Annotated in this window: 10 protein-coding genes; 6 read left to right on the forward strand and 4 right to left on the reverse strand. The window is 72.1% G+C overall.

The features are described from left to right. Window positions 1-55: 55 nt before the first annotated feature. The 3 genes from ACZ7OY_RS31580 to ACZ7OY_RS31590 all read left to right on the forward strand — a co-directional run bounded on the left by ACZ7OY_RS31580 (window position 56) and on the right by ACZ7OY_RS31590 (window position 3,685). Window positions 56-1,462: an amidohydrolase family protein gene (locus tag ACZ7OY_RS31580; RefSeq protein WP_471914588.1), complete on the forward strand. Its 1,407-nt coding sequence runs from the start codon at window positions 56-58 to the stop codon at window positions 1,460-1,462. Beyond that, window positions 1,459-2,526, forward strand: coding sequence for a dipeptidase (locus ACZ7OY_RS31585; RefSeq protein ID WP_471914589.1), 1,068 nt, complete (start codon window positions 1,459-1,461; stop codon window positions 2,524-2,526). Before ACZ7OY_RS31580 ends, ACZ7OY_RS31585 begins: the two co-directional genes overlap by 4 nt. A 226-nt stretch (window positions 2,527-2,752) precedes the next feature. Beyond that, a complete protein-coding gene (locus ACZ7OY_RS31590; RefSeq protein ID WP_471914682.1) occupies window positions 2,753-3,685 on the forward strand; it encodes a hypothetical protein in 933 nt (310 codons plus the stop codon). An 86-nt stretch (window positions 3,686-3,771) separates the two neighbouring features. On the opposite strand, the gene ACZ7OY_RS31595 is transcribed toward ACZ7OY_RS31590, so the two are convergent. Continuing rightward, window positions 3,772-4,104 (reverse strand): antibiotic biosynthesis monooxygenase family protein, encoded by a 333-nt coding sequence (locus ACZ7OY_RS31595; RefSeq protein ID WP_385536424.1) that lies wholly within the window; start codon window positions 4,102-4,104, stop codon window positions 3,772-3,774. A gap of 222 nt (window positions 4,105-4,326) precedes the next feature. Between ACZ7OY_RS31595 and ACZ7OY_RS31600 the strand changes: the two genes are divergently transcribed. The 3 genes from ACZ7OY_RS31600 to ACZ7OY_RS31610 all read left to right on the forward strand — a co-directional run bounded on the left by ACZ7OY_RS31600 (window position 4,327) and on the right by ACZ7OY_RS31610 (window position 13,560). After that, the gene (locus ACZ7OY_RS31600; RefSeq protein WP_471914590.1) at window positions 4,327-6,900 is read left to right on the forward strand and encodes a S8 family serine peptidase; all 2,574 of its coding nucleotides are present in this window, start codon (window positions 4,327-4,329) and stop codon (window positions 6,898-6,900) included. Continuing rightward, the gene (locus tag ACZ7OY_RS31605; protein ID WP_471914591.1) at window positions 6,900-9,851 is read left to right on the forward strand and encodes an FG-GAP-like repeat-containing protein; all 2,952 of its coding nucleotides are present in this window, start codon (window positions 6,900-6,902) and stop codon (window positions 9,849-9,851) included. Before ACZ7OY_RS31600 ends, ACZ7OY_RS31605 begins: the two co-directional genes overlap by 1 nt. A gap of 121 nt (window positions 9,852-9,972) precedes the next feature. After that, a complete protein-coding gene (locus tag ACZ7OY_RS31610; protein ID WP_471914683.1) occupies window positions 9,973-13,560 on the forward strand; it encodes an ATP-binding protein in 3,588 nt (1,195 codons plus the stop codon). Window positions 13,561-13,721: 161 nt separating this feature from the next. Here ACZ7OY_RS31610 and ACZ7OY_RS31615 read toward each other — a convergent pair whose 3' ends face one another. The 3 genes from ACZ7OY_RS31615 to ACZ7OY_RS31625 form a co-directional block, all read right to left on the reverse strand. Continuing rightward, complete coding sequence (locus ACZ7OY_RS31615) at window positions 13,722-14,684, reverse strand: Ppx/GppA phosphatase family protein (RefSeq protein ID WP_471914592.1); 963 nt, start codon at window positions 14,682-14,684, stop codon at window positions 13,722-13,724. A 237-nt stretch (window positions 14,685-14,921) separates the two neighbouring features. Then, window positions 14,922-16,316 carry a hypothetical protein gene (locus ACZ7OY_RS31620; RefSeq protein WP_471914593.1) on the reverse strand — a complete coding sequence of 465 codons (1,395 nt, stop codon included), beginning with the start codon at window positions 16,314-16,316 and terminating at the stop codon, window positions 14,922-14,924. Between the two features lie 254 nt (window positions 16,317-16,570). Continuing rightward, complete coding sequence (locus ACZ7OY_RS31625; protein ID WP_471914594.1) at window positions 16,571-19,327, reverse strand: alkaline phosphatase family protein; 2,757 nt, start codon at window positions 19,325-19,327, stop codon at window positions 16,571-16,573. Window positions 19,328-19,329 lie beyond the last annotated feature (2 nt).

The following is a 19,329-nucleotide window of genomic DNA, read 5'->3' on the forward strand; positions in this document are numbered from 1 at the left end:
CCTGTTTCGTAAGACGAGAGAGTTGTTACGTAGAGCGTAACAGGCCGAGAGTGTGGTGACCTTGACGATCGAAAGCGCCGGGGCGGCGGCCCCCTTCGCCCCTCCCGAGGCCGGGACGGTGGTGGTCTACCGCGGCCTCACGCTGTTCGACGGAACCGGCAGCCCGCCGCGGCCCGGGATGTCGATCGTCGTGGACGGCTCCGTGATCCACGCCGTCGTGCCCGACACGGACGTCCCGGACGTGCTCGCCGCGCTCACGGACGGCGCCGGCCGTCCCGCGGACACCGCGGCCGACGGCGCCACGGGCACCGGAGCCGACGCCGGTGCGGCCGCCGAAGTCGTCGACCTCACCGGCCACTTCGTCACCCCCGGCCTGGTCGACGCGCACCAGCACCTCGCCACCCCGCCCGACCGCCCCGCCGCCGAGGCCGTCCTGCGCCGCCTCGTGCACAGCGGCGTCACCGCCGTACGGGACATGGCCGACGACCTCCGGCAGGTCGGCGACCTCGCACGGGCCGCACGGGTCGGGGAGATCCCCGCCCCCGACATCCACTACGCCGCGCTCATGGCCGGTCCCGGGTTCTTCGACGACCCCCGCACCCACCAGGTGACCCAGGGCGTCGTGCCGGGCGAGGTGCCCTGGATGCAGGCCGTCACCGACACCACCGACCTGCCCCTGGCGGTGGCCCTGGCCCGCGGGACCCACGCGACGGCCATCAAGGTCTACGCCGATCTCGACGCGGACCTCGTCGCCGCCATCACCGCCGAGGCGCACCGGCAGGGCATCCTCGTCTGGGCGCACGCCGCCGTGTTCCCCGCCACGCCCGGCGAGGTCGTCGCGGCCGGGGTCGACGCCGTCTCCCATGTGACCCTGCTGGCCCACGAGGCGGCCACCGGGCCCCTGACCACCTACAAGGACAAGCCGCCCGTCGACCACACGAGCCTGGTCACCGGCCGCGACGAACGCCTCGAAGCCCTCTTCGCCCGGATGCGCGAGCAGGACGTCGTCCTGGACGCGACCGCCGGGATGTGGGCCAGCGCCGAACTCGCGGGCGACACCCCGGAGACCTCCGAACGGGCCGCCCGCAACACCGACCTGGCGATCGCCCTCACCGCGCAGGCGCACCGGGCCGGCGTACAGCTGGCCACCGGCACCGACTACGAGACCGCCCCCGAAGAGCCCTTCCCCGCCCTGTACGAGGAACTGGCCTTCCTCGTCCGCCACTGCGGCCTCCCGGCGGCCGACGTGCTGCGCTCCGCGACCCTCGTCGGTGCCCGCGCCGCCGGCACGGACCACCTCACCGGCACACTGGTCCCTGGCAAGCAGGCCGACTTCGCGGTCTTCGCACAGGACCCGATGGCCGACATCGACCACCTGCGCACGATCACCCTGACCGTCAAGCGAGGTCACCGCTTCCCGCGCGCCGCCCACACCGCGGACCGACCCCAGGAGAACCGTTGACCGGCACACCCCTGATCGTCAACGCCCTCGGCCAGCTCGACAACCCCAACTCCGCGCAGTCCATGCAGGCGGCGGCCGAACTGAACCCGAGCAGCGAGCAGTTCACCGTCGACACCCGCACCCTGGCGGAGGCGCGCGCCTCCGGCCTCACGGCCGTGAACATCACCCTCGGCTACGTGATGGGCGACCTGCCCCCCTACGAACACACCCTGCACGAGATCGACGTCTGGGACGGCGTCGTCGAGAGCCACCCCGACGACCTGTTGAAGGTCACCACCGCGGCCGACATCCGCACGGCGGCGCGCGACGGACGCGTCGGTGTCATCTACGGCTTCCAGAACGCGGTGGCCGTGGGCGACGACGCCGGCCGGGTCGCCACCTTCGCCGAACGCGGCGTACGCGTCGTGCAGTTGACGTACAACCAGGCCAACCACCTCGGCGGCGGATCGAGCGCGCCCGGCGACACCGCGCTGACCGCCTTCGGTCACGAGGTCGTCGACGCCCTGAACGACCACCACCTCATGGTCGACCTCTCGCACAGCGGCGAGCGGACCTGCCTGGACGCGGCCACCCACTCCCGGGTCCCCGTGTCGATCAACCACACCGGCTGCCGCGCGCTGACCGACCTGCCCCGCAACAAGACCGACGAGGAACTGCGCCTGGTCGCCTCGCGCGGCGGGTTCGTCGGCATCTACTTCATGCCCTTCCTCAGCCCCACCGGCCATGCGCGCGCCGCCGATGTCGTCGAGCACATCGCGCACGCCGTGAACGTCTGCGGCGAGGACCATGTCGGCATCGGCACCGACGGACCGGTCACCGCCATCGACGACCTCGACGCCTACCGGGCCCGGCTCGCCGAGCACGTGGCCCAGCGCCAGGAGGCAGGGGTGTCGGCCGCGGGCGAACGGGCCGACACCTTCCCCTTCGTGGTCGACCTGCGGGGCGTGGACCAGTTCCGCGAACTGATACGTCTGCTGGAGCGGCGCGGCTACTCCTCCACCCGCATAGAGAAGATCATGGGCCGCAACTTCGTCGACTACGCCGAACGGGTGTGGCGGGACTAGCACCCGTGGCCGGAACGGGTCGCCGCGCGCCCGGCACGACCAGAGCCAGGACCAGGAAGAACACGTAGGACGACAGGGCGATGGTTGCGTACAACCATCGCCCTGTCCGGTCCGTCTGAGTCTGTGTCAAGTGCCGATCCCACCGGTCGGCTTTCGGTTCTGTTCGCCGGAAAGGGGCGGCACGTTCGCTCCCGCCCGGCGCTTCTCCAACGGAGAACGCATGCCTATTCGCACTAGAGCCGCTGTCGCCGTCGTCTGCGGTGCCGCCGCGCTGACCGGTGTGGCCGTGCCGGCCGCCCAGGCGACCGACACCTCCGGGGTCGTGCGCCCGTGGCAGCTCGACGGTCACGCGGCCGCCACGGCCCGCGCGTCCGCCGTCGCGGCCCCCACGCCGTACGCGCTGCCGGTGACCTTCTCGAACATCAAGGTCGCGAGCGGCAAGGCGGCCGTGACCGTGGGCACCAGCGCCGTCGTGCACGTGCCCTACAGCTTCACCCTGACCGCGACGAACGTGGACGTCTCCGCCGACGACCTCTACATCGGCATGGACTTCTACCGCGGTTCCGCCTCGGCTCCCTCCGCCGACCTGTACGGCGACTCTCCGGCGACGTGCACCGTGACCTCCTCCACGTCCTCGTCCGACGGGGTCGTCACCGTCGAGGCCTGCAAGGGGACCGTCGACATCTACCCCAAGTACGACCTCGCGATCACCGACGCCGGTGCGGGCTGGCACTCGGTGGCCTGGGCCGTCGCCTTCAACGGACAGAACCCGTCGAACCCGGCGGACATCACCAAGATCGGCACCGCGGAGCGGACCGGGCTCTTCGCCCCGGCCGTCCAGCGTCTGTCCCGGCTCACCGTGAACGCCGCGCCCGAGCCGGTCAAGAAGAACAAGACGCTCACCATCACCGGCAGCCTCACCCGCGCCAACTGGGACACCGGCAAGTACGCCGGATACACGGGCCAGAAGGTCAAGCTGCAGTTCCGCAAGAAGGGCAGCAACACCTACACCACGCTCAAGACCGTCACCACCGACAGCCACGGCAACCTGAAGACCACGTACAAGGCCACGGCCGACGGCTACTGGCGCTACTCCTTCGCGGGCACGTCCACCACCCCGGCCGTCTCGGCCGCGGGTGACTACGTCGACGTCAGGTGACCGCACCCTGAACCCGGTGGTGTGCCGCGTCCGCCCGATCGGCCGGGCGCGGCACACCACCGGGAACGGCGGCCGGTACCGCCGTACTACGCGCCCTTCGGCCCGGCCTGCTGCACCACCTCGAAGGACCACAGGGTGGACCCGCTCGCCGCGGGCTTGGGACGCTCCCCGCCCTCCGCACCGCCGCCACCCTGGTGGGCGGCCTTCATGGGGCCCTCCATCCAGGCCTGGAACGAGGCGTCGTCACGCCAACGCGTGTACACGAGGTAGGTGTCGGTGCCCTCGACCGGCCGGAGCAGCTCGAACCACTCGAACCCGTCGGAGTTCTCCACCGCGTGGGCACGGGACGCGAAACGCTTCTCCAGCGTCTCCCGCTGTTCACTCGGGACGGTCAGTACGTTGATCTTCACGACGCTCATGCCCTCCATCTTGGCCTACGGCGATCTCCGTACGGACATCGGCTCGCACATCGGGGAACGAAAGCCGGTGTGCCCGGGGGCCCGTGACGTTCCGTCGGCTCGCTTGCCGCGAGTGCCGCCACGGCAGGCCCCGCCACCCCCTCACGTCGCGCCTGTAATGCGCGAGTAACGGCCCCTCTCTAGCGTCCGGGCTCCCCCGTTCCGTCCAGGAGGAGCAACCCGATGCACCTGCCCCGACCTCCCCGGCGCAGATCCGCCGTGTGGGCGGCAGCCGCGTTCACCGCGACCGCTCTGATGTCCGGCGTGATCCCGGCCGTGGCCGCCGACACCCCGTCCGCGGCCACCGGCGCCAAGATCGACTCTTCTCTTCGCAGCGCCGTCGCCGACGGCGGCGACGCGACGTTCTTCGTCGTCCTGAAGGACCAGGCGGACCTGTCCGGCGCCAAGAAGCAGAAGACGCACGCCGGGAGGGCGAAGGCCGCCTTCAAGGAGCTGCGCGCGACCGCCGCCGACAGCCAGGCCTCCCTCAAGTCCTTCCTGGACAAGAAGAAGGTCGGCCACCAGGACTTCTGGATCGCCAACGCGATCCAGGTCACCGGCGACCAGGCCCTCGTGGACGAGCTGGCGAAGCGTTCGGACGTCGCGTCGATCGTCAAGGAGCAGCACTACAAGCTCGACGACATCGAGACCGCGCACGCCAAGGTCACCAAGTCGCGGTCGGGCACGGACTCCGCCTCCAGCGGTGACGACACCCCCGAGTGGGGCGTCGCCGACATCAACGCCGACGACGTGTGGAACCAGTACGCCGACCGCGGCGAGGGCATCGTCATCGCCAACGTCGACTCCGGCGTGCAGTACAACCACCCGGACCTGGTCGCCCAGTACCGCGGCAACAACGGCGACGGCACCTTCACGCACGACTACAACTGGTACGACCCGACGGGCCAGTGCGGCACCGGCGGTGTCCCCTGCGACAACAACGGCCACGGCACCCACACGATGGGCACGATGGTCGGCAAGCACGGCATCGGTGTCGCCCCGAACGCGAAGTGGATCGCCGCCAAGGGCTGCGAGTCCTCCTCCTGCTCGGACACGTCGCTGCTCGCGGCCGGACAGTGGATCCTCGCGCCGACCGACCACAACGGGCTGAACCCGCGCCCCGATCTTGCGCCGAACATCGTCAACAACTCCTGGGGCGGCGGCGACACGACGTTCTACCAGGACATCGTCGAGGCGTGGAACGCCGCCGGCATCTTCGAGGCGTTCGCCGCGGGCAACGACGGCAACGGCACGACCTGCTCCACCGCGCACGCCCCCGGCTCGCAGGCCCCGTCCTACGGTGTCGGCGCCTACGACTCCACCGGCAAGATCGCCAGCTTCTCCGGCTTCGGCCCCTCGCTGGTCGACGGCTCGATGAAGCCGAACATCTCGGCGCCGGGTGTCAACGTCCAGTCCACCTGGCCGGGTTCGGCCTACAACACCGAGTCCGGTACGTCGATGGCGACGCCGCACGTCGCGGGCGCGGTCGCGCTGCTGTGGTCGGCGGCCCCCTCGCTGATCGGCAACATCGACGAGACGCGCAGGCTCCTCAACGCGGGTGCCCGCAACGTCGACGACACCCACTGCGGCGGCACCGCCGACATGAACAACGTGTGGGGTGAGGGCAAGCTCGACATCCTCGCTTCCGTCGACCAGGCCCCGCACACCGCGGCCGTCGTCTCCGGCAAGGTCACCGACAAGGCGACCGGCGCAGCCCTGCCCGGCATCACCGTGAAGGCCACCGACACGGCCGGCACCGTGCGCACGGTCACCACCGGCGCCGACGGCGCGTACCGCCTGCCGCTGCCCGCCGGCACGTACTCCTTCACCTTCGGCGGCTACGGCTACGCCATCGGCACGGCCACCGGTGTCACCCTCGCCGACCAGCAGGCGCTCACCCAGGACATCGCGCTGACCGCGGTCGCCTCGCACCAGGTCTCCGGCACCGTCCTCGACGTCACCGGCAAGCCCCTGTCCGGCGCGAAGGTCGAGCTGAACGGCGCTCCGATGGACGCCGTCACCACGAACGCCAAGGGTGCCTACTCCTTCGCCAAGGTCGCCGAGGGCTCCTACGGCCTGGTGGTGAAGCCCGCCGCCCCGGTCCTGTGCAACGGCGTCTACAACGGCACCGCGGCCGTCGGCGCGGCCGACCTGACCAAGAACGTCCAGGTCCCCGACCGCACCGACAACTCCGGCAACTCCTGCGCCCCCGCCACGTACTCCTGGATCGCGGGCTCCAAGAAGGTCGCCCTGAGCGGTGACGAGGACTCCGCGGCGGTCTCCCTGCCCTTCCCGGTGAAGCTGTACGGGGTGTCGTACACCTCCGCCTCGGTCACCACCGACGGTCTGGTGAACTTCCTGTCCTCCCGCGTCGGCGACTACAGCAACACCGCGCTGCCGACGACCGGCGTGAACGGCGTCAAGGGCTTCATCGCCCCGCTGTGGGACGACCTGACCCTCGACAAGAAGTCGTCGGTGCAGACCGCCACGACCGGCACCGCGGGCAGCCGCAGGTTCGCCATCGTCTGGAACAACGCCGCCTACGCGAACGGCACTTCGGGACGCTCCACCTTCGAGGCCGTCTTCGACGAGGCCACCGGCGCCGTGACCCTCCAGTACCGGTCGGTCGCGGACAAGGGCGCGGGCGCCACCGTCGGCCTCGCGAACCAGTCCGGCACCGACGCCTTCCAGTACTCGTACAACCAGTCCGTCCTCGCCGACGGCACCGCGATCCGCTTCACGCAGGGAGCCAAGTGATGAGCGCCCACCTCTCGCGGCGGGCCCTGCGGCTCGCCTCCACCCTGGTCGCGGCCGGCCTGTGCCTGACCGCCGCCCCGCAGGCCCTGGCCGCCGACGACGACAGCGGCTCGCCGATCAAGCTCACCAGCGCCGAGGCGCAGACGCTGGCCGCCAACGTGACCCTGGACCCGTACGTCGAGGCCCAGGACACCACCGGCACGAAGGCGGACGACGGCTCGGCAGCGACCGACCCGGGCACGGACTCCGGCTCGGGCAGCGGCTCGACCCTGGACGACACGTCCACGGCCGTCGACCCGAAGACCAAGGTCACCATGACCGCGAAGTCCACGCTGGAAGGCGTGCGCGGCATGGGCGCCACGGTGCCGATCGGCAAGAACGGCGACTACTTCTCCGTCAACAGCATGGGCTACGTGCAGCGCCACGCCGCCGACGGCAGCCAGACCTGGGCCCGCACCAGCAGCTCGTTCTTCACCGACTGGCAGGTCAAGCCGCTCCAGGTGTGGCGGGTCGAGCCGTACCCGGCGCAGATCCTCATGGGCTACAACGCGGTCTCGCCGTTCTCCGCCCACTCGGACTCCGGCTACTCGGCCGGCGACCTGACCGGCGACGGCGTGCCGGACCTGGTGTTCTCGGCGCTGGTCGGCGCGAACCCGTACCCGCGCGCCTTCACCTCCCCGGGCTCGCCGCTCAGCACCGGCACGTTCGTGACGGTCCTCGACGGCAGGACCGGCGCCACCGTCTGGTCGAAGCTCTACAACCGCGCCTCCATGGTCAAGATCGTCGACGGCACCCTGCTGATCGCCGACGCGCCCCGCCTGAGCAGCGACGCGAAGGTCCCGGCCGACGCGACCCTGACCCTGACCGGCATCCGTTTCTCGTCCGCGGACGGGAAGCTGACCCCGGCGCAGACGTGGACGTACGACACCAAGGAAGCCCGGTACGGGAACTGGGGCGACATCCAGGACCTCGGCAAGGGCAAGGTCGCCGTGTCCTGGAACCTGGGCCAGGCCACCGGCGTCGACGCCCGCGGCCGCACCCTCGTCCTCGACACCGCCGACGGCTCCGTCACCTGGCAGACCGACAGCATGCTGTACAGCCGTCAGCTCCGCCTGGACGCCGGCCGCAAGCGGCTCGTCGCGATCGAGCAGACGGACGCCACGAACGGCGTGCGCTACGAGGTCGCCTCGTACGACCTGAAGACCGGTGACCGCGCCACCCTGGAGAGCCGGGACAACGTCGTGCCCACCGCGCTGACGGTCGGTGACCTCACCGCCAAGGCCGGCGACGAGTACGCGGTCGCGGAGTCCTCGTTCGACGAGAACCTGTACGTCAACGCCAGCACGGTCCGGGTGCTCGACGGCGCCGACGCGGGCAAGCTGCTCTGGTCGAACACGGTCAAGCGGGACGCGGCCAACAGCCACGACGGGCCCAGCGTCTGGGGCCTGGGGGTGACCGACGGCACGCTGGTCGCCTCCGCGCAGGACGACCGCGACTTCAACGTCCCGGACAACCGCGGCGGCTCGCGCTACGCGTCGCTGACCGTGTTCTCCGGCAAGGGCACCGTCAAGTGGCAGCAGAAGGGCGTCGCTGCCGCGCCGATGTACCAGGACCTCTACAGCGACGGCCAGGGCACGCACGTCCGGGTGGTCGACGAGTCGCAGAACATCCGCACCTACAAGCTGGGCAACGGCAAGGCGGAGGACGTCACGCCGCTCCAGGCCGACATCGCCTACGCCAAGGGCGCCGACCTGAACAAGGACGGCAAGACCGACCTGATCATGGGCGGTTCGTCCAACGGCGTGTGGGCCTACTCCGGTCCGTCGCTGGTCGACGGCTCCAAGCCGGAGAAGCTGTGGCAGGCCACCATGCCCGGTGCGGTCCACGACATCGAGACCGGTGACGTCAACGGCGACGGCAGGACCGAGATCGTCGTCGCGGCCGACACCGCGACGGTCGTCCTCGACGGCAGGACCGGCAGGACGCTCGCCACCATCGCCGCCCCCGAGGGCCAGTTCGTCCGCTCGACCCAGCTCGCCGACCTGAACGGCGACGGCGAGCTGGACCTCCTCGTCCCGACGGACGCGCTGCGCGCCTACTACGGCGACGGCCACGCCATCTGGACCTACCGCGCGCCCAAGGACGCCGGCGACGTCCGCTTCGCCGACGCCTCCGTCAACGACGGCCAGGTGTATGCCTCGTACGCCAGCCTCAACGCGTGGCAGCTGACCACGCCGGTGACGAACGCGGTCGCGCTGAACGCCAAGAACGGCAGGGTCCGCTGGTCGGTCGCGCCGACGGCGCCGGACACCGCGGTCGGCGGCGTCCGTACCGTGATCCCCAACGAGGGTGTCCTCGCCTCCAAGGAGATCCCGTACGCCGACGGGCACGCGGTGGTCTACCTGTGGGCGGTCAGCGCGCCCATCAAGTGGGACTCCGACGCGCTCAGCCCGCAGAACTACTTCGAGATCCGCGACGGCCGCACCGGCGAGGTGCTGCACTCCGGGCTCGCGGGCGGCCTGTGGACGCACAACAGCTACTTCGTCAAGGACGGGGCGCTGTACGAGGCCGGTACGGCGTCGTTGCGGCGGTACCGGGCGAACGGCGACGACACCACGCAGTTCCTCTCGCCGACGACGTACGGCGCCGGCTTCATCACCGGTCCCGGCGGACGTGAACTGCTGGTCACCGGTGCCGAGTCCGGCCTGTACCTCTTCGACCCGAGCGCGCTCGACTCCGAGGACTCCTGGGCCTCGTACGTCGGCAGCATCGGCGCCCTCATGGGTGCCCGCAACTACTTCGCGGGCGACCTCGACGGCGACGGCGTCGACGAGACGCTGTCGCTGAACAGCGACGACACCGGCCGCGACCGTGCCGCCGGCGAGTTCGGCGGCGGTTACCTGCTGACCGACAACGGCATCCACCAGGTCACCACGTACAAGCTCTCCTGAGTCCCGTACGTAGTGGACCGCGGAGGACCGGCCAGTAGAGGGAGCCGGCCGGCCCTCCGCGACGAGACCCTCCGGGCCACGCTCGGGGGGTCTCAGCATGCTCGGTTACGCTGTCGCCCTGATGAACGCACCACAGACGAACGGGACGGAACCCGCCACACCGTTGCTCCGTCTGCATCTTTTCGACGGTTTCCGGGCGACCCGTGACAGCGGCCCCGAGCTCTCCGAGCGCTGGCCGCGCCCCGGCGCCCGCGCCCTGGTGAAACTGCTCGCCGTCGTCCCCGGGCACTGCCTCCACCGCGAACAGACGATGGACGTCTGCTGGCCCGACGCCGACCCGCAGTCCGCGGCCGGCAGCCTGCGGGTAGCCCTGCACGCCGCGCGCCGCGCCCTCGAACCCGAACTGGCACCGCGCGCCTCCTCCTCGTATCTGATCTCCGACGGGGCCATGCTCCGGCTAGACCCCGCGAACGTGTGGATAGACGCCGACCACGCCGAGGCGGCGGCCGAGACCGCCCTCGTCTCCGGTGACCCGGCACAGCTGGAAGGCGCGCTGAGGGAGTTCACCGGCGAGCTGCTGCCGGAGGACCGGTACGCGACCTGGGCGCAGCCGCGCCGCGACCGGCTCACCCGGCTGCGCGAGGAACTGCTGCTCGGACTGGCCGTCGCCCACCTGGATCGCGGCGCCCTGCCGGAAGCCACCGCCGTCGCCGAGCAGGTCCTCGCGGCCAGCCCCGCCGAGGAACTCGCCCACCGCGTCCTGATCGACGCCTACACCCGGCAGGGCCAGCGGCGGCGGGCGGTGCGCCAGTACCACGTGTGCCGGGAGGCGCTCGACGCCGAACTCGGCGTACGGCCGGACCCGGAGACCGAGCGGCTGCACCGCAGGGCCCTGGCCGCCCGGCCGATGACAACGACGTCAGCGCCTTCCCTGCCCGTCGCCCTGCGCGGACAGGCCGGGACACCGCTGCGCGGACGCGACGACCTGCTGCACCGGCTGCTCGCCACCGACGGACCGCCCGTACGGCTCCTCACCGGTGAGGCGGGGGTGGGCAAGACCCGGCTGGTCAGCGAGGCGGCGCGGCTGGCCGGCGGCGCCGGCGCCGCGGTGCTCTGGGGCGGTGGCCATGACGCCGAGGGGCACACCCCGTACGGGGCGTTTGCGGAGGCCCTCGACGGCTGGCTGGCCGGGCGGGACCCCGCCGAGCGGGCCCGCGCCGGCACCGAGCATCCCGAACTCGCCGCGTTCCTGCCGTCGTTGGGGCGAGCCGAGGACGGCGTGGAACGCACCCCGGAAGAGGAACGCGACCGGCTGTTCCGCGGTACGGCCGCCCTGCTCGGCGAACTCGCGTCGAGCCACCCGGTGTTGCTGGTCCTCGACGATCTGCACGCCGCCGACTCCGGCTCCTTCCAGCTGCTCAGCCACCTGGCCCGGCGGTCGGCGGACTCGGGGACGCGGCTGCGGTTCCTGGTGACCTTCCGGGAGGAGGAACTCCCCGACGGCGACCCCCGCCGCACCGGTCTGGCCGCCCTGCTGCGGCAGCGGCTCGCCGTGCGCGAGGAGGTGGGACGCCTGGACCGCGAGGCCTGCCTCGCGGTGGCGGCGGACGCCGTGGCCCGGGCCTCCGGGTTCACGGGCGTGGCGGAGCCGGCTTCCCTGCCCCCGGGCGCCGTGCGGCGGACCGGGCCGGACGACGGACCGCACGACGGACCGCACGACGTGCCGGACGACGTAGCGCACGACGTGCCGGACGACGGACCGTACAACGTGCCGGACGCGGACGGCCGGAGCGGCCCGGACACCGGCTGGGCGGACCGGCTGCGCCGGGTGTGGGAACTCTCCCTCGGCAACCCGCTCTTCGCCGTCGAACTGGCCCGCGGTCTGACGGAGGGCGGTTCCGGCGCCACGGCGGCGGACGGCGTACGCGAACTGGTCGCCGAGCGGCTCGGGCGGCTGGACCAGGACACCCGACGGGTCGTCGAGGCGCTGTCCGCGGCCGGCGGCGAAGCCGCCCTGTCCGAGCTGCTCGACGTCGCCGAGCACGGACTGCGCCCACCGGTGGCGGGAGCGGCCGCCGCGGACGCCCTGGAGCGGGCGATCTCCGTCTCGCTGGTGGAGGAGCGGCAGGTCGTGGTGGCCGGCCGGCCCGAGGCCGGAGTCGCCTTCCGGCATCCCGTGGTCCGGATGACCTGCTACGAACGGCTGACCGCGGTACGCCGGCGGCAACTGCACGCGGCGTTCGCGCAGGCGGTGCTGCGCCGCCGTCCGGACGCCGTCGACGCGCTGGCCTCGCACTTCGCCCGCGCGGACGACCCGCGTGCCGCCGAGTACCTGCGCCGGGCCGCCGAGCGGGCCGCGGCCCTGTACGCCAACGACACCGCCGACCGCTACTACCGCGAACTGGTCTCCCGCCTCGACGCGGACGCCGCTCGGGCGCGGCTGGCCCACAGCCAGGTCCTGGGCCGCATGGGCCACTTCACGGAGGCGGCCGAGGCGCTGCGGGCCGCCCTCGCGGAGTTCCTGCGACGCGGTGACCACGACGACTCGGTGCTCGCGGCGGCACACCTCGCGGAGACTCTCGCGAAGGCAGGTGCGGCGGAGGCCGCCCGGGAGGTGCTGCGGGCCCACCCGGCGGACGGGACCACCGCGCCCGCCGCGGCCGCCGCCCACTACCTCGCCCTCTCCCTGGTCCTCGGCATCCTCGGCGGCTACGCGGAGGGGTACGCGACGGCCCTGCTGGCGCTGGAGACCGCGCAGCGGGTGCCCGGCTCCGTGGGGCGGGGACTCCAGGCCCGCTCCTACGCCCTGCAGGCCCGCAACCTGGGCCTCGCGGGCCGCTTCCTCGAGGCCCGGGAGGCGGCCGACCAGGCCCTCGCCCCCGCCGAGGCGTACGGCGACCCGACGCTGCTGGTCTCCGTCCTGTCGACCCTGAGGGAGAACGCGCGGCGGGCCGGCCGGCTGCGCGAGGCCGTCGATTCCGGGCAACGGGCCCTCACCCTTGCCGAGCGGTCCGGTGATCCGACGGCGACCGCGTTCGAGCGGGCCAACCTCGCCGAGCTGCGGCTGCTGCTGGCGGAACCCGGACCCGCGGGTGCCCTCGCCGAGGCGGCGGTGGCCGGTGCCGAACGGGACGACGTGTGGTGTCTGCCGTACGCGCTGGCCACCTTGGCACGGGTACGGATGCACACCGGCGCGACCGCCGAGGCGGAGGCCCTGCTGCACCGGGCGGGCGAGGCAGCCGCCCTGCCCCGGGATCGGCAGGCCGGTCACGAGGTGCGCACGGCCCGAGCCGAACTCGCCCTGCGCACCGGTCGTCCGGGCATCGCGCTCGCCGCGCTGGAGGGCTTCGAGGAGGAGGCGCCGGTCCTGGTCGCCTGGGCCGAACTGCTGGCGGGGCGGGCCTCGTCCGCGCGGCGGCACGCGCTGGCGGAGGTGTCACGGGCCGGGCGAACGGGGGAGCGGCTGGCCGAGGTGGAGGCGCGGATCGCCCTCGGCGTGGCGCTGTCGCGGCTCGGCCGTGCCGACGAGGCGCGGGACGCCCTGGAGCGGGCAGCCGAGCTGTCCGCGGGGCTTCCGTACCCGGAGGGAACACACCGGTTGTCCGCCGCGCGCGACCTGCTCGTGGGCGGAGGGGTCCTGGGCGGGGTGTGGCCGCCGGGGGTGCCGTCGCCGGATCCGGGACCCCCTGGAGCCGCGGACACCGCGTGACGACGCCCGGTCTGCCCGGCTACCCGGTCTGCCCGGCTACCCGGTCTGCCCGGCCACCCGGGCGGCCCGGTCCGCGACGAGGTGTCCGGGTGAGCAGGCCACCCCGGCCGGTGTCGGCGGGATCGGCCTCTTGTCCGGTGCCTGACCGGGAGCGGGCCCGGTCAGCCGGCCAGCGCGGCCCTCGGCCCGTCGGCGTGCGACGGGCGGGGTCCGGCCAGGTGCTCCAGGAGGAGACCCTCCCTGGTGGACCAGGGGCAGATCACCACGCTTTCGGCTCCGCACGCCTCCAGGAGCGCCTCGGCCACCAGGGCTCCGGCGAGGGACTGTTCCCCGCGGTGCCGGGAGATGCCGGGCAGCCGGCCACGGCGGTCCGGGCTGGTGGCGGCCAGCACGTCGACCGCGGCACGCAGGTCGGGCAGTGTCAGCCAGTGCGCCGCGTGGCGAGGTCCGCCGCGGCCGGCGGCGAGCCGGGCGAGCTGGGCGAAGGTCTTGGAGGAGGCCAGGACCCGCCCGCCTGGCTCGGCCCGGGGCAGTCCGGGGGCGCTGTGCAGCCGCTCGCGCAGCTGTCGCCGTACCTTCGCCAGATGCCGTTCGGAGGAGACGGTTCCGCCGGGCAGCAGGGACCGGGTGACGGCGCGGGCGCCCGACGGCAGGGAGAGCACCCGGTCCGGTGCGTGTCCGCTGCCGGCGGCGATCTCGACGGTGCCGCCGCCGATGTCCAGGACCAGGAGCCGGCCCACCGTGGGACCGGACCACCGGCGGGCGGCCACGTAGGCGAGCCTCGCCTCCTCCTCGCCGGAGAGCACCCGCAGGCGTACCCCGGTGGCGCGCGCCACCCGGGCGATGACCTCGTGCCGGTTGGGCGCGTCACGGATGACGGACGTGGCGAAGGCGAAGATCTCGGAGCGGGGCAGGCACAGATCCCCTGAGAGCGTCTCCGTCACCGCCCGCTGCACACCTCGTACCCCGAGTTCGCTCAGCCGCCCGTCCGGCTCCAGGCACTGGTGCAGGGTCAGCCGCACCTTGCGGGAGAGAACGGAGTCCATATGGGTCGTCGAGCGGTGCCGGGCCACCGTGAGCAGCGCACTGTGACAACCGACGTCGAGCACTCCTGCCTGGCGCATTGCACCGCCTCGCCTTTCCCTGCCGATCGGACCGTGTCGTACGGGTAGAGAGTGCGCCTTTCGTGGCGCAAACGCTCGCACAGAACTTGTAGAAACCTTACCTACTCCGAAGCGTACCTAGCGCGTCACCTACAGTTCACCTTTTGGCCATTTAGCGTTCGACTACTCGAAGACGGGAAGACATACGAAAGGTGCCGGCCCCGGAGCGGGACCGGCACCGGGACCGACGCCGTACGGTCAGCCGATCGTGAACCAGGTGCTGCGCGACTTCTGCCACTCGGGGTGCGTGAGGTCCTTCGCCTCGGCACCGTCGCCGTACAGGTCGGCGGCACCGTCGTCGGTGATCAGCTGCACCCGGGCACCGGACTGGGTGAGGTCGGGCACCGCCACGATCGCCTCCCAGCCGCCCGCGTCCGTCGTCGGCAGGTCGAGCACCTTCACCGGCTGGTCGGCGGCGACGCCGTCCCAGGAGTACAGCGCGTACGGGTCGCTGTTGTCGTCGGCCGCCCAGGAGCCGGCCAGGATCAGGAACTGGCCCAGGGAGTTGCGGCGGATGTCGCGGACGGCCAGGCCGCCGAGGTTCCACTGGAGCGGCGTGCCGAACGTCGCGTGGGTGCCGGAGGCGACCTTGTCCATGTTGGTCACCGGTACGACGAGCGCCTTGCCGCCGGTCTGCGGCGGCACCAGCGGGGCGCGGAAGCCGACGTAGGCCGTGGTGGTGCTGCCGGTGGCGAACTCCAGGCCCTCGACGTTGAATCCGTCGATCGACTTGGGGATCTTGCCGGCCGCGGTGCCCTTCGCGAAGCCGAAGCGGTTGCCGTTGGCCTTGTCCCACGCCACGAGGTCGTCGCGCAGGGTGTGGCCGGCCGTGCCGAAGGTCAGCGCGGTGGAGGCGCCGGAGCCGGTCAGCCTGGTGGTGAAGACGGTGTTGCGGTCCGCCTTGTAGACGCCGTCCTTGTTGTTGCCGAGGGAGCCGGTCCAGTAGACGGTGCTGCCGACGAGGGTGGCGCCTTCGATGTCCACCTCCTTGTCGGCGCCGAGCGCGCTGTCGAGGTCCCAGGTCTTCGCGGGCGCACCCGAGGCGCTGCCGTCGTACAGCCGCAGGGTGTTGTCCTCGTCGTTGCCGACGAGGACGTAGCCGCCGCCCACGGAGACCGCGGCCGAGGCGTCGCTGGCGCCGGTCAGGTAGCGGGCGTCGGCGGAGTACTGCACGGCCGGCGACGCGGCGTAGTGCAGGGTGGTGGTCGCCGTCTTGCCGCCCAGGCCCGTGACCGTCAGCGTGAGGTCGGTGTACCCCCGGCCCAGGGCCTTCACTGCCACCGTGCGGGTGCCGGCGGTCCCGGTGACCGTGACGCCGGTGGTCGCGGCGACGGCGGACTTGGTGGTCTTCGTCGCGGCCACGGTGAGCGCGGAGGCGTCGGCGCCGCTCTGGGCGACCGTCACCGTGACGGTCGGGTCGCCGGTGGCCCCGACGGCGCCGGACAGGTAGGCCGTGGACAGCTTGATCGTCGGCGTGCCGTAGCTCGCCGCGTGCACGGGCAGGGCGCTCGCGACGCCCGACAGCAGAACGGTGGCGGCGGCGAGCGCCACCCTGCGGACGGACTTCGGGGAGGCGGCGGATATCGACTGCACAGTCGGTTCCCTTCGGCAACACGGCTCGGTGCGGCCGGCCGCAGTCGGCCGGCGCCGTCGAGCAGAGTTCAGCGCGCCGCCCAACGCCGGATCGCGGCAACCGGTCGGGAAGACGAACAGCGGCCGACAGATGATCTTCGTGTCCGGGCAGCCGAAGACCGCGGCACCCCGTGCTCCGGGATGCCGCGGTCTTCGGCCTGCCGACCCGTCGGATCGGCTCGGCTCAGTTCGACTCGGCCCAGCCGGACTCCGCGTCAGCCGTCGGACTCCGACGACGGGATGTAGGCACCCGGCACGTCCTCGGGCCGGAAGATGCGCGCCTCGCCGGGGTACGGCTTCGCCCAGTCGTGCGTCTGGTACCACGTGAAGTGGTTCATCTGCGCGGGGTTGGCGAAGTCGGGCACGGCATGGGGACCCGTCAGCCGCTGGTGCGACCTCCAGGTGTCCCACGCCTTGGCGACCGCCTGCTCGGCCACCGGCACGATCGCCTTCGGCGCGGCCGCCGCGGTCGGGTCCTGCGGCGCCGGGGTGTCCACACCGCAGGCGGGCGGCGTGCTCAGACCCGCGGTCAGCGAGGTCCGGTTGGGCAGCGCCTCGAACGGCGCGTAGTCCGGCTTCCGGCTGAACGCCGCACGCATCGGGTCGGCCGCACTGTCCTTCTGGTTCATCGGGTGGATCCCGAGGATCTGCTCGATGGTCCGGATCATCGTGATCTGCGTGTAGTAGTGGCTGTCGACGACACCGTGCCGGGCCCAGGGGCTGATGATCTGGATCGGGGCGCGGTGGCCGTCGACGTGGTCGAGACCGGCCTGGGAGTCGTCCTCGACCACGAAGATCGCCGAGTCCTTCCAGTACTTGCTGTGCGAGATCTCGTCGACGATCCGGCCGGTCGCGAGGTCGTTGTCCGCCACCTGGGCCGCCGCGTTCGCCGGGCCGCCGGTGTGGTCGCTGGAGAGCCAGAACATGTTCAGGTTCGCCGGGCCGTTCTTCTCGAAGTCCTGCTTCCAGATCTCGGCGCGGTAGATGTCCGGGATGCTGGTGTCGAACTTCGGGAAGCCGGGCACCGACACGCTGTTGAGCGACGGGATCGGCGAGGACGAGTTCAGCGGGTAGGCGGTGCCCTGCCCGGTCGCGCCCATGTTCTTCGCGTCGCAGTACAGGTTCTGCCAGCTAGCGCCCGACGGCTTGGTCAGGAACTGCTGGAACTCGCCGAAGTCCCGGACGGACTTGCCGACCGCCTGCGCCCCGGTCCACAGGAACCCGGTCCGCTGATGGCCGAGCGCGTCGTCCTCGGTGTCGTAACTGCGCAGGTACTCACCGGCCGAGGACTCGGTGTACTCCGGATTGTCCGCCTGCATCAGCCAGTTGTGGCCCTCGGCGGAGTTCGTACCGATGTCGTACGTGTTGTCGTAGAGGCCGAACCGCTCGGCCAGCGCGTGCTGGTTCGGCGTCACGTTCTCGCCGAACTCCGCCAGCGCGGGCGCCCCGTTGCCCTGTGGCAGGTCACCGAAGACCTGGTCGTAGGTGCGGTTCTCCTTGACGATCAGGAAGACGTGCTTGATCGTCGACGGGTCGCCCAGCCGCGCCGGGACCGGCACCGGCTTCGCCTTGCCGCGGCTGTTGGCGAGGGTGACCGCGCGCGGGGTCCAGCCGTTCTGCCGGAACACCTTGGCGGTCTCGGACCTGATGACCCGGTCGCTCGGCAGGGTGAACCGCGTCAGGCTGGACGTCGTGTCGTGCGTGCCGTGCCCGGCGCTGCCGGTGGGCCGACGGGCGTCGATCCCGCGGGTGTTGGAGACCACGACGGTGTCGCCGACGGTGGCGATCTCGGCGGGGAAGTAGTCCGTCGGGAGCAGACCGACGTAACCGACCGGCTCCTGCGGGCTGGTGTAGCGGTAGACGGCGACCGCGTTGGCGCGGCCGAGCGTCACCAGCAGACGGCCGTCGCCGGTGAGGGTCACCGCGTCGGGCTCATAACCCACCGACGCCTCCGGCCACGGCCGGGTGGCGATGGTCTGTACGACCTTGTCGCGGGCGGTGTCGATGACCGACACGTCGTTGGTGGCGGTGTCGGTGACGAACACCGCGCCCTTCGCCGCGTACACCGCGGTCGGATGCAGCCCGACGTCGATGCTCCTGACGGCGGCGGCCGGGTCCGCCAGGTCGATGACGCTGACCGTGCCGGTGGTGGTGGCCGCGGTGACCGGGTCGGCCGGCACCTGGGTGTTGTACGAGTTGATCGTGGTGTCGCCGGGCTGTGCCGGGCGCCCGCCCTCGTTGCTCACGTAGAGCTTGCCGCCGGCCTCGGCGATGCCGCGCGGGGCGTTGCCCACGGCCCAGCTCTGCCGGACGGTCCCGGTCGCCGCGTCGATCGCGACCACCCGGTTCTGCCCGTTGACGGCGGAGTACACGGTGGACCCGTCGGGCGAGAACACGGCCTGGGCCGCCAGGGCGTGCCGGGGCCCGTCCACCGGGATCCGTACGGACGTCGGGCTCGCGAGGGTGCCGTCCGCGTTCACGGTGAAGCGCGTGTAGCCGTCGGTCTGGCCGAGCCACAGCTGCTTGCCGTCGGGGGAGTACGCCGGAGCCTCCTGCCCCACGGCGTTGCTGCTGATACGCAGGTCCGCCGACGCGGAGGTGCCGACGAGCTGCTGCACCTTCCAGCTCTTGAGGTCCACGAGGGCCAGCGCCATCCCGCCGTCGGCGACCGAGGCCGCGAGGTGGGTGCCGTCCGGGCTGACCGCGGACGACATGATCTTGCCGTTGTTCACGACCAGACGCTCGCCGTAGGGGGCGATGTACTGGTCGCTGGAGACGACCTGGCCCCGGGCGGTGACCTGGCCGACCTGGTCGGTGCCGAACTGGTGGGTCTGGGCGAAGGCGGTGCCCGCGGCCGCCACGGCGAGCGCGGTGAGGCCCCCGGTCACGAACGTGATCCGGCGGCCTATGGGTCTGCCGAGAACGACGAAGGAACCTCTCTCGTCGTGCCGCCGCCGGCGCGTCACCTGCATGG

The organism is Streptomyces sp. NPDC107559, assembly GCF_055657365.1.